Origin of the sequence: Mycobacterium kyorinense (assembly GCF_002101735.1) — a bacterium.
Taxonomy (GTDB): domain Bacteria; phylum Actinomycetota; class Actinomycetes; order Mycobacteriales; family Mycobacteriaceae; genus Mycobacterium; species Mycobacterium kyorinense.
Genome location: NZ_LQPE01000112.1, coordinates 20,739 through 33,418, shown reverse-complemented (window position 1 = coordinate 33,418; position 12,680 = coordinate 20,739). Strand labels below are relative to the sequence as shown.

Here is a 12,680-nt window from a genome sequence, read left to right as displayed (position 1 = left end):
CGGGGGGAGTTGTATGTGGCTGGTTTGGGGGTGGGGGTTGGGTATTGGGGTCGTGCGGGGTTGTCGGCGGCTCGGTTTGTGGCGTGTCCGTTTGGTGGGTTTGGTGAGCGGATGTATCGCACTGGGGATTTGGTGCGGTGGGGTGTTGATGGGCAGTTGGAGTATGTGGGGCGTGCTGATGAGCAGGTCAAGGTTCGTGGGTATCGGATTGAGTTGGGGGAGGTTCAGGCGGCGTTAGCGGGTTTGGCTGGGGTGGATTCGGCGGTGGTGGTGGCCCGTGAGGATCGTCCTGGTGATAAGCGGTTGGTGGGTTATTTCACTGGTGGTGCTGATTCGGGTTGGTTGCGTGAGCAGTTGGCGGCGCGGTTGCCGGGTTATATGGTGCCGGCGGCGTTGGTGGGGTTGGACAGTTTGCCGTTGACGGTGAACGGCAAGCTTGATGTTCGGGCGTTGCCGGTGCCGGATTACCGCGGTGAGGTTTATCGGGCTCCGGTCGGGCCGACCGAGGAGATTTTGGCCGGTATCTACGCCCAGGTCCTCGGGCTGGAGCGGGTCGGGCGCGACGACTCCTTCTTCGACCTCGGCGGCGACAGCATCTTGTCCATGCAGGTGGTGGCGCGGGCTCGTGCCGCCGGCCTGATATGCAAGCCGCGCGACATCTTCGTCGAGCAAACTGTGGCCCGACTGGCCCAGGTAGCCACCGTGGCCGACAGCGGCGATGCACCGATCGACGAAGGTGTGGGCGAGGTCCGCCCAACCCCAATCATGCGATGGCTAAACAGCATCGAGGGCCCGGTTGAGCAGTTCAACCAGACGATGGTGGTGCAGACCCCGGACGGGATCAGCCACGCCGACGTGGTGGCCGTCCTTCAGGCACTGCTGGACCGCCATCCCATGCTGCGGCTGCGCGTCGACGATGGCGACGCCGCGTGGTCCTTGCAGGTGCCCGAGGCGGGTTCGGTGGACGCCGCCGAGTGCCTACATGCGGTGGAAACGCTGTCGGACGAGGCGCTGATCCAGGCGCGGGCCCGGCTGAATCCCGCCGCCGGCGCGATGCTCAGCGCGCTGTGGGTGGCCGACGCCGCACAGCTGGTCTTGATCATTCACCACCTTGCTGTCGACGGAGTGTCGTGGCGAATTCTGTTGGAGGACCTCAACATTGCTTGGGCTCAGCATCGCGCCGGGCAGGAGGTGCTGTTGCCGGCGACCGGCACGTCGTTTGCCCGGTGGGCGGCACTGCTGGCTGAGCACGCGTACGCCGCCGACGTCGTTGAGCAGGCTGACGTTTGGCAAGCGGTGGCGGCGACCCCCGCCGCGCTGCCCCCGCCATGCCCCGAGGTAGACACCTACGTGAGCGCCGGGCACCTGTCGGCGGTGCTGGAGGATGCGGAAATCACCCGCATGCTGCTCGCCGAGGTGCCGACGGCGTTTCGTGCCGGAATCCACGACATCCTGCTGATCGCATTCGGGTTGGCGGTGGCGGAGTTTCTCGGCACAGGCGGCGCGCCCCTCGGCATCGACGTCGAAGGCCACGGACGCCACGACGACCTGGGCTCCGATATCGACCTGTCGCGCACCGTGGGATGGTTTACCACCAAATATCCGATCTCGCTCAACCTGAGTGGGCTGCGCTGGGCGCAAGTGACCGCCGGTGAAGCGGCGCTGGGGACGGTGGTCAAAGACGCCAAAGAGCAGCTGCGCGCCCTGCCGGACCCGTTGACCTACGGTCTGCTGCGGTACCTGAACACCGACGTCGACCTTGACGCCTCCGATCCGCAGATCGGTTTCAACTACCTCGGGCGGCTGGGCGCGGCAGCGGAGGCGTCCGACGACGTGTGGCGCATCAGCCCAGAGGGCTTGTCTCTCACCGGAGTTGCCGCGGCGGTACCGATGCCGCTGGGACACACCCTGGAGCTCAACGCCGTCACCGTCGACACCGACGCCGGCCCGCACTTGCACGCCAACTGGACCTGGGCGCCCTCCGTTCTCAACGAAGCGCAGGTAAACCGCCTGAGCCGGTTGTGGTTTGACGCGCTGACCGGTATCTGCACCCACGTGCGATCCGGTGGCGGCGGGCTGACGCCGTCGGACGTCGCGCTTGCCGGACTCAGCCAACAGCAGATCAACGAGCTCGAGAGGCAATATGCAGATCGCTGACGTGTTGCCGCTGACGCCCCTGCAGCGGGGGCTGCTCTTCCATGCCCGGGCCGCGCAGGGCGACGACGACGACGTCTACGCGATGCAGCTGGACATCACCGTGACCGGACCGCTCGATGCCGAACGGCTGCACGAGGCCATGGACAACGTGGCCAACCGGCATCCCAACCTGGCGGCCCGCTTCTCCGAAAAGTTCGACACACCAGTGCAAATCATCCCGGCTGGCCCGGTGGTGCCGTGGCGGTACGTCGAGCTGGACGGCCAAAACCTCGACGTCGAGGACCAAGTCCAGCAGACTTGCGCCACCGAACGCGCCGCGGTCTGCGACCTCGCCGACCAGCCGGCCTTCCGCGCGGCGCTGATCCGCGTCGCACCCGATCGCCACCGGTTTGTGCTCACCGCTCACCACATCGTCATCGATGGCTGGTCGCTGCCGATCCTGCTGCGCGAAATATTCGCCAGCTATTACGGGCAGCGTCTGCCGGCGGCCGTCCCGTACCGCAGGTTTGTTACCTGGCTGGCCGATCGAGATCTCGATGCTGCCCACGCCGCGTGGCGCGAGGTGCTCGCCGGCTTCGACACCCCGACCTTGGTCGGGCCGCCGGACCGGTTGGGGCCAGGGCGGCGAGACTTCGCCTCGTTCCGGCTGTCCGCGGAGACCACCCGCGCCGTCAGCGAGCTGGCGCGCGCATGCCACACGACGGTCAACACCGTGCTGCAGGGCGCCTTCGCGCAGCTGCTGATGTGGTTGACCGGTCAGCACGACGTCGTCTTCGGCGTCGCCGTCTCGGGGCGGCCCGCCGAGGTGTTCGGCGCGGAATCGATTGTGGGGCTGTTGATCAACACCGTGCCGGTGCGGGTGCGCTTCACTCCCACGACCACCACCACCGACCTGCTCGACCAATTGCAGCGCGCCCACCACAACACGCTCGAACATCAGCACCTGGCGCTCAGCGAAATTCACCGCGTCACCGGCCACGACCAACTGTTCGACAGCCTTTTCGTGTTCGAAAACTACCCAGTCGACACCGCCGCCCTGCCCAGCGTCGACGGGTTGGCCATCACCGAGTTCAACAACCGCGAATACAACCACTACCCGCTTACGGTGCAAGCCAGGCCCGGCGACGAACTCAGCCTCCGCGTCGAATTCGACGCGGATGTGTTTGATGTGGTGGGTGTTGAGGTGTTGGTGGGGCGGTTGGAGCGGGTGTTGGTGGGGATGGCTGCTGATCCGGGTGGGCGGTTGTCGGCGGTTGATGTGTTGGGTGAGGTTGAGCGTGCCCGGTTGGGTGTGGTGGGTAATTGGGGGGTGTTGTCGGCGTCGGTGGCGTCGGTGGTGTCGGTTCCGGTGTTGTTTGGGGCGCAGGTGGCGCGTGCGCCTGAGGCGGTGGCGGTCAGTTGTGGTGCGGTGTCGGTGACGTATCGCGAGCTTGATGAGGCGTCGAATCGGTTGGCGCATTTGTTGGTTGGTCGTGGGGTGGGGGCGGGGCAGTGTGGGGGGGTGTTGTTGCCGCGGTCGGTCGAGGCGGTTGTGGCGATGTTGGCGGTGCTCAAGGCGGGGGCGGCGTATGTGCCGATCGATCCGGTGGTGCCGGCTGCGCGGTTGCGGTTCGTGGTTGGTGATGCGGCGCCGGTGGCGGTGATTAGTTGTGCTGATTTGGCTGGGCGGCTTGATGGGTGCGGTGTGGCGGTGATCGATGTCGGCGATGCCGCTGTTGATGTCCAGCCGTGCACGGCGTTGGCGGCGCCGGGTGGCGATGATGTTGCGTATCTGATTTACACCTCGGGCACGACGGGGGTGCCTAAGGGGGTGGCGGTTACTCACCGCAGTGTGGTGGGGCTGTTGGAGGCGTTGGACGGCGAGTTGGAGCTGTCGGCGGGGCAGGTGTGGTCGCAGTGTCATTCGTTGGCGTTTGACTTTTCGGTGTGGGAGATCTTTGGCGCGTTGTTGCATGGTGGGCGGTTGGTGGTGGTGCCCGATGCGGTGGTGCGTTCGCCGGAAGAGTTGCATGCGGTGCTGGTTGGCGAGCAGGTCAATGTGTTGAGTCAGACGCCGTCGGCGTTTTATGCGTTGCAGGCGGTGGATGCGCTGCAGCCGGAGTTGGGGGCTCAGTTCAAGCTTGAGACGGTGGTCTTTGGTGGGGAAGCTCTTGAGCCGCAGCGTCTTTCCGCGTGGCTGGGTAATCATCCGGGGTTGCCGCGGCTGGTGAACATGTATGGGATTACCGAGACGACGGTGCATGCGTCGTTTCGGCAGATCGTGGCCGCTGATGTTGAGGGCAGCGCCAGCCCGATCGGGGTGCCGTTGGCTCATCTGGGGTTTTTTGTGCTCGATGGGTGGTTGCGTGCGGTGCCGGTCGGTGTGGTCGGTGAGTTGTATGTGGCCGGTGACGGGGTGGCGTGCGGGTATGTGGGCCGGGCGGGTTTGAGTGCGTCGCGGTTTGTGGCGTGTCCGTTCGGTGGGTTTGGTGAGCGGATGTATCGCACCGGGGATTTGGTGTGTTGGCGCGCCGATGGGCAGTTGGAGTATGTGGGGCGCGCCGATGAGCAGGTCAAGATTCGCGGGTATCGCATCGAGCTCGGCGAGATCCAGGCCGCGCTCAGCGAGTGCGCGGGGGTGGATTCGGCGGTGGTGATCGCCCGCGAGGACCGTCCCGGTGACAAGCGTCTGGTCGGGTATGTGACCGGCGAGGTCGATGCGGGCGCGCTACGCACCGCGCTGGCCGAGCGGTTGCCGGCCTACATGGTGCCCGCGGCGGTGGTGGTCCTTGAGGCGTTGCCGTTGACGGTCAACGGCAAACTCGACAAACGGGCCCTGCCCGCACCGGAATACAGCGACACCGATCGCTACCGGCCCCCGGCCACCCCCACCGAAGAGATCCTGGCCGGCATCTACGCCCAAGTCCTGGGCCTCGAACGCGTCGGAGCCGACGACTCCTTCTTCGACCTCGGCGGAAATTCGTTGTCCGCCATGCGGTTGGTCGCCGAGGTCAACACCAGCCTGGCCGCCAGCCTTTCGGTGCGGGCGGTGTTCGAAGCGCCCACAGTGGCCGAGTTGGCCCCCCGTATCGGCCGGGATATCGGTCGGCTGGAGCCGCTGGTGGCCGTCGAGCGGCCGAGCGTGGTGCCGTTGTCCTTTGCCCAGCAGCGGCTGTGGTTCATCGACCAATTGCACGGGCCCTCACCGGTGTACAACATCGCGGTGGGATTGCGGCTTTGTGGGCAACTGGATGTCGACGCCCTGGCGGCGGCGCTGACCGATGTGGTGGGCCGGCATGAGAGTCTTCGCACACTGTTCTTGGCGCCCAAGGGAATACCCCAGCAGGTGGTCGTCCCCGTAGAGCAGGCCCACTTTGGTTGGGACGTCGTCGATGCCACCGGGTGGCCGGTAAACCGGCTGGAGGAGGCCATCGATGAGACGACGCGGCACAGTTTTGACCTGGCAGTCGAGGTCCCGCTGTGGACAAGGCTTTTCACCGTCACCGACGACGAACACGTGCTGGTGGTCGTGGTGCACCATATTGCGGCGGATGGCTGGTCGATCGTCCCGTTCGTGCGTGACCTCGGGCAGGCCTACGCCAGTCGGTGCGCGGGGCAGGCCCCCGATTGGGCGCCGTTGGCCGTGCAGTATGCCGACTACACGTTGTGGCAGCGCGCCCAGCTCGGTGATCTCGACGACAATCACAGCCGCATCGCTGCGCAGCTGGCCTACTGGGAGGACGCGTTGGCCGGTATGCCCGAGCGGCTGCAGCTTCCCACCAATCGCCCTTACCCGCCGGTTGCGGATTACCGCGGCGCCAGGGTGGCGGTGGAGTGGCCGGCCGAGCTGCAGCAGCAGGTGGCGCGGTTGGCTCGAGCGCACAACGCGACCAGCTTCATGGTGGTGCAGGCCGCGCTGGCGGTGCTACTGGCCAAGCTCACGGCGAGTTTCGATGTGGCCGTTGGCTTTCCGATCGCCGGGCGCCGCGACCCAGCCCTTGACGAGTTGGTCGGGTTTTTCGTCAACACCTTAGTGCTGCGGGTCGATCTGACCGGAGACCCCACCGTCGCAGAACTGCTCGCCCAGGTGCGACGGCGCAGCCTGGCCGCCTACGAGCACCAGGACGCGCCGTTCGAGGTGCTGGTCGAGCGGCTCAACCCCACGCGAAGCCTGGGACATCATCCGCTGGTCCAGGTGATGTTGGCCTGGCAGAACCTGCCCGGACACACCGCCGAAGCCGCCGCCACGCTGGGGTTGGGTGATCTGCAGGTCACCCAGATACCGATCGAAACCCACACCGCCCGCATGGATCTGACCTTCTCCTTGGCCGAACGCTGGAGCGAGGCGAAAGAGCCCGCCGGTATCGGCGGGACCGTCGAATTCGACGCGGATGTGTTTGATGTGGTGGGTGTTGAGGTGTTGGTGGGGCGGTTGGAGCGGGTGTTGGTGGGGATGGCTGCTGATCCGGGTGGGCGGTTGTCGGCGGTTGATGTGTTGGGTGAGGTTGAGCGTGCCCGGTTGGGTGTGGTGGGTAATTGGGGGGTGTTGTCGGCGTCGGTGGCGTCGGTGGTGTCGGTTCCGGTGTTGTTTGGGGCGCAGGTGGCGCGTGCGCCTGAGGCGGTGGCGGTCAGTTGTGGTGCGGTGTCGGTGACGTATCGCGAGCTTGATGAGGCGTCGAATCGGTTGGCGCATTTGTTGGTTGGTCGTGGGGTGGGGGCGGGGCAGTGTGTGGGGGTGTTGTTGCCGCGGTCGGTCGAGGCGGTTGTGGCGATGTTGGCGGTGCTCAAGGCGGGGGCGGCGTATGTGCCGATCGATCCGGTGGTGCCGGCTGCGCGGTTGCGGTTCGTGGTTGGTGATGCGGCGCCGGTGGCGGTGATTAGTTGTGCTGATTTGGCTGGGCGGCTTGATGGGTGCGGTGTGGCGGTGATCGATGTCGGCGATGCCGCTGTTGATGTCCAGCCGTGCACGGCGTTGGCGGCGCCGGGTGGCGATGATGTTGCGTATCTGATTTACACCTCGGGCACGACGGGGGTGCCTAAGGGGGTGGCGGTTACTCACCGCAGTGTGGTGGGGCTGTTGGAGGCGTTGGACGGCGAGTTGGAGCTGTCGGCGGGGCAGGTGTGGTCGCAGTGTCATTCGTTGGCGTTTGACTTTTCGGTGTGGGAGATCTTTGGCGCGTTGTTGCATGGTGGGCGGTTGGTGGTGGTGCCCGATGCGGTGGTGCGTTCGCCGGAAGAGTTGCATGCGGTGCTGGTTGGCGAGCAGGTCAATGTGTTGAGTCAGACGCCGTCGGCGTTTTATGCGTTGCAGGCGGTGGATGCGCTGCAGCCGGAGTTGGGGGCTCAGTTCAAGCTTGAGACGGTGGTCTTTGGTGGGGAAGCTCTTGAGCCGCAGCGTCTTTCCGCGTGGCTGGGTAATCATCCGGGGTTGCCGCGGCTGGTGAACATGTATGGGATTACCGAGACGACGGTGCATGCGTCGTTTCGGCAGATCGTGGCCGCTGATGTTGAGGGCAGCGCCAGCCCGATCGGGGTGCCGTTGGCTCATCTGGGGTTTTTTGTGCTCGATGGGTGGTTGCGTGCGGTGCCGGTCGGTGTGGTCGGTGAGTTGTATGTGGCCGGTGACGGGGTGGCGTGCGGGTATGTGGGCCGGGCGGGTTTGAGTGCGTCGCGGTTTGTGGCGTGTCCGTTCGGTGGGTTTGGTGAGCGGATGTATCGCACCGGGGATTTGGTGTGTTGGCGCGCCGATGGGCAGTTGGAGTATGTGGGGCGCGCCGATGAGCAGGTCAAGATTCGCGGGTATCGCATCGAGCTCGGCGAGATCCAGGCCGCGCTCAGCGAGTGCGCGGGGGTGGATTCGGCGGTGGTGATCGCCCGCGAGGACCGTCCCGGTGACAAGCGTCTGGTCGGGTATGTGACCGGCGAGGTCGATGCGGGCGCGCTACGCACCGCGCTGGCCGAGCGGTTGCCGGCCTACATGGTGCCCGCGGCGGTGGTGGTCCTTGAGGCGTTGCCGTTGACGGTCAACGGCAAACTCGACAAACGGGCCCTGCCCGCACCGGAATACAGCGACACCGATCGCTACCGGCCCCCGGCCACCCCCACCGAAGAGATCCTGGCCGGCATCTACGCCCAAGTCCTGGGCCTCGAACGCGTCGGAGCCGACGACTCCTTCTTCGACCTCGGCGGAGACAGCATTTTGTCGATGCAGGTGGTGGCGCTGGCTTTTGCCGCCGGGGTGGTCTGTCGACCGCGCGACATCTTCGTCGAGCAGACCGTGGCGAGGCTGGCCCGGGTGGTCACCGTGGGCAGCGGCGCGGATGGCCCGGTCGACGACGGCACCGGGCAGCTGCCCGCGACCCCGATCATGTGTTGGTTGCGCGGCCAGCAGGGCCCGATCGAACAGTTCAACCAGACGGTGGTTTTGCAGGCACCCGAGGAAGTGACCGAGGCCGACGTGGTGGTCGTGCTTCAGGCCCTGCTGGATCGCCATGCCATGTTGCGGCTGCGCGCCGAGGACGACGGTGCCGGCGGCTGGTCGTTACAGGTGCCCGAGGCGGGCACGGTGGATGCGGGCGCTTGCCTGCAGTCGGTGGACGTGCTCTCCGATGAGGCAGTGGTAGCGGCGCGGTCGCGGCTCGACCCGGGCGCCGGGGTAATGCTCAGCGCATTGTGGGTGGCCTCCACCGGCCAGTTGGTAGTGATCGCTCACCACCTTGCGGTCGACGGGGTATCGTGGCGGATTCTGTTGGAGGACCTCAACATTGCCTGGGCCCAGCATCGCGGCGGGCGGCAGGTGACGTTACCGGTGACGGGAACCTCGTTCGCGCGGTGGGCATCTCTGCTGGCCGAGCAGGCCCGGCGCGCCGAGATCGTTGAGCAGGCCCAGGCATGGCGGCAGGTGGCGGCGACCCCGGCCGCGGTGCCGTCGGTGCGCCCGGACGTCGACATGTTCGCCACTGCCGGACATCTGTCGGCCTCGTTGGATGTCGAGACCACCCGGATGCTGTTGGCCGAGGTGCCGGCGGCGTTTCACGCCGGGGTACACGACATCCTGTTGATCGCGTTCGCGTTGGCCTGGGCGCAGTTCCTGGGCCGGCACGGCAACTCGATCGGCATCGACGTCGAGAGCCACGGGCGTGACGAACAACTGGCCTCCGATGTCGACTTGTCGCACACCGTGGGGTGGTTCACGACGAAGTATCCGGTGGCGCTCACCGTTGGTGAGCTGTCCTGGGCGCAGGTGGTGGCCGGCGAGACGGCGCTGGGAGCGGTGGTCAAAGACGCCAAAGAGCAGCTTCGCGCCGCTCCGGATCCGGTGACCTACGGTCTGCTGCGGTATCTCAACCCCGACGTCGAGCTGGCGGGGTCCGAGCCGCCAATCGGGTTCAACTATTTGGGGCGCCTCGGCGCCCCGGCAGCTTACGCGTCCGGTGATGTGTGGCGTTTCAGCCAGGCGGACGTAGCGTCGGCCGGCGCCGCGACCGCCATCGCGATGCCGCTGATACACACGGTGCTGCTCAACGCCGGGACCATCGACGATGCCGAGGCCGGCCCGCAGCTGCAAGCCAACTGGGTGTGGGCGCCCTCGGCGCTGGATCGGGCCGCGGTCACCCGGTTGAGCCGGTTGTGGTTCGAGGCTCTGGCTGGCATGTGTGCGCATGTGCGCCGCGGCGGCGGCGGATTGACGCCTTCGGATATCGCGCCCGCACGCCTTGACCAGCAGCAGATCGACGAGCTGCAACGGCAATACCGCATCGACGATGTGTTGCCGCTGACCCCGCTGCAACAGGGGTTGCTCTTTCACGCCTGCGCCGCGCAGGGCATCGACGATGCGTACGCGGTGCAGCTGGATATCACGCTGCACGGCCCACTAGATCCCCATCGGCTCCACGATGCGATGCACACGGTGGTCGGCCGACATCCGCACCTGGCGGCTCGGTTCTGCCCCGAATTCGACGAGCCCGTGCAGATCATTCCGGCCGAGCCAGTCGTGCCCTGGCGCTATGCCGAACTGGACGCCGAGGATGCCGATGTCGACGAGCAGATCCAGCGGCTGTGCGCGGCCGAACGCGCCGCCGTGTGCGACCTCGCCCGCTTGCCGGCCCTGCGCGCGGCGTTGATCCGCACAGCACCAGACCGGCACCGGTTCGTGCTGACCAATCACCACATCGTGCTCGACGGCTGGTCGACGCCGATCCTGCTGGGCGAAATATTCGCCGCATACAGCGGGGAACGACTGCCGCCGGCCGCGCCCTATCGTCGGTATGTCGCCTGGCTATCCGGTCGGGATCGTGCTGGCGCCCAAGCTGTTTGGCGCAAGGCACTCACCGGTTTCGACACTGCGACACTGGTGGGACCACCGGATCGGCTGGGGCTGGGGCCGCGAGGCGTTGCCACGTTTCAGGTGCCGGAGAAGAGCACACGCGGCGTCGGCAAGCTGGCGCGCTCATGCCACACGACCGTCAACACCGTGCTGCAAGCCGCCTGGGCAGTGCTGCTGAGCTCGCTGACCGGTCAGCGTGACGTCGCCTTCGGCGCCGTGGTCTCCGGTAGGCCCGCCGAGGTGGCCGGCTCGGAATCGATGGTGGGCCTGTTGATCAACACGGTTCCGGTGCGCGCGAACCTCACCGCGGCAACCACGCCCGCAGATCTGCTGGCCCAGCTTCACGATGCCAACAACAACACCCTCGAGCATCAGCACTTGGCGCTCAACGAGATTCACCGCCTCACCGGTCTGCCGAGGCTGTTCGATACCGTGTTTGTCTTCGAGAACTACCCGGTCGACGCTCCCGCACTGACGCACAAACTCGAAACGACCATCACCGAGTTCAGCGTCCGCGACTACTACCACTACCCGCTGGCGGTGCAGGCCGGGCCGGGCAAAGAATTGGACCTTCGCGTCCAGTTCCGCACCGATGTGTTCGACGTGGCCAGCATCGAGACGCTGATGGAGCGGTACGAGCAGGTGTTGGCGGCCATGACCGCAGACCCGACGCGGCCGTTGGCGTCGATGGATCTGCCCGATGACGGCGAGCACCGCCATCGTGTGGCGCCGGCCCCCGAAAACCGCGAAGCCCCTAGTGATTACCGCGCGCCGGCTACCCGAGCCGAGCAGATCCTGGCCGACATCTACGCGCGGGTGCTGGGCCTCGATCGGGTCGGGGTCGACGAGTCGTTTTTCGACCTGGGCGGCGATTCGCTGTCGGCGATGCGGGCAGTCGCCGCGATCAACTCGGCACTCGAGACTCGCCTTGCGGTGTCCGCCTTGTTCTATGCGCCGACCGTCACAAGCCTCAGCCAGTTATTGGCAGAGGTTCCTGCAGCGAACCCGATCAGCGATCGGTAAGGCCGCCGGTAGCGGCCGGCCCGCTACCACATACATGGCACCAGGCGATAGCGGACCTTCTGCGCGTACTCGCGATATCCGGCCAACTCTTCCCGGAGCATTTTTTCTTCGTCGCGGATGCGCAAGGCCAGCACGAAAAGACCGGCGAGGACGCCGAGAAGTCCCCAGTAGGACCCGAGCGCAAGCGGAATCGCGACCATCATGATCACATTGCCGGTGTACATGGGGTGGCGCACCAGCCCATACAGGCCAGTGGAAACCACTTGCTGACCATCCTCGACCCGGACGGTCGCGGCGGCGTGACTGTTTTGAATGACCACCAGCATCACCACGACGAGGGCGACCGCTACCAGAGCGTCACCAAGCAAGCAGATCGGCGTCGGCACCGCTGACCAGCCGAAGCGATGGTCGAGGGCGCTGAGCACGAATATCGCCGCCAGCGACGAGAACCAGCCGGCGCTGATGATCTTTTGCGCCATTCGGGTCTCCGCACCCGGGCCGGCCCGCATTCGCCGCTGGAGCGCAACGGGATTCGTACGCAGCAAGTAGACGCCGGGGATCCACATCGAAAGGGTGAACACCGCCAGAAAAACCCAGGCTTGCCAGTAATTGAATGTGCCTGCCGCGAGAAAAATCATCAAGCCGAACGCCGCGGGCTCAACGAGCCCGAATACCAACGTTTTAGGAAGGGTCTTCACCGATCCTCCTTACCGTCCATCCGATCCTGCACGCTAACAGTGCGCACAGGGAGCCGGAAAGGCGCTACTCACGCCGGCTCGATTGCGGCCGCTACAACAGCGGTCCAGGGCTGAAAATACCGGCACCCGCCCGCAGGATTTACCTGAATCGTTCAGGTCGGCAGCCGCTGTGGTGATCTCACGCCGACGGCGGTGAACCGTTGTCCGGCAACGAACTTAGTGTCCTGATGTTTGCCAGCATATGCCGGCGGCCGGGCGGCGACGGCGAACCGGTTGACGAACGACTGGTCCACGAGGTAAACGGCATCGAGGTCGCCACTAACGGCTCACCAGGCCAGCAATTTCCGCGCGAGATAGCGAGCGTCTTCGGCCCCGCGGTAGTGCTCGCGTCGTGTCGTTCGCGGCGTGTCTGCGTTGACAATGCGGCCCTAAACCGGCAAAAAACACCACAAAGCCATCCCCGTTGCGGGTCGGCGAGGGAGCGAAAACATGCGCCG

Annotated in this window: 3 protein-coding genes; 2 read left to right on the top strand and 1 reads right to left on the bottom strand. The window is 66.0% G+C overall.

Going from position 1 to position 12,680, the window contains the following annotated elements:
* Nucleotides 1-2,157 (top strand): condensation domain-containing protein (locus AWC14_RS13615; RefSeq protein WP_142281689.1); only part of this gene is annotated, 2,157 nt, incomplete at its 5' end.
* Nucleotides 2,144-11,485 (top strand): non-ribosomal peptide synthetase, encoded by a 9,342-nt coding sequence (locus AWC14_RS13610; protein WP_169716314.1) that lies wholly within the window; start codon nucleotides 2,144-2,146, stop codon nucleotides 11,483-11,485. The genes AWC14_RS13615 and AWC14_RS13610, both read left to right, overlap by 14 nt.
* Nucleotides 11,486-11,508: 23 nt before the next feature.
* On the opposite strand, the gene AWC14_RS13605 is transcribed toward AWC14_RS13610, so the two are convergent.
* On the bottom strand, nucleotides 11,509-12,123 hold the full coding sequence (locus AWC14_RS13605) for a methyltransferase family protein (RefSeq protein WP_142281690.1): 615 nt from the start codon (nucleotides 12,121-12,123) through the stop codon (nucleotides 11,509-11,511).
* Nucleotides 12,124-12,680 lie beyond the last annotated feature (557 nt).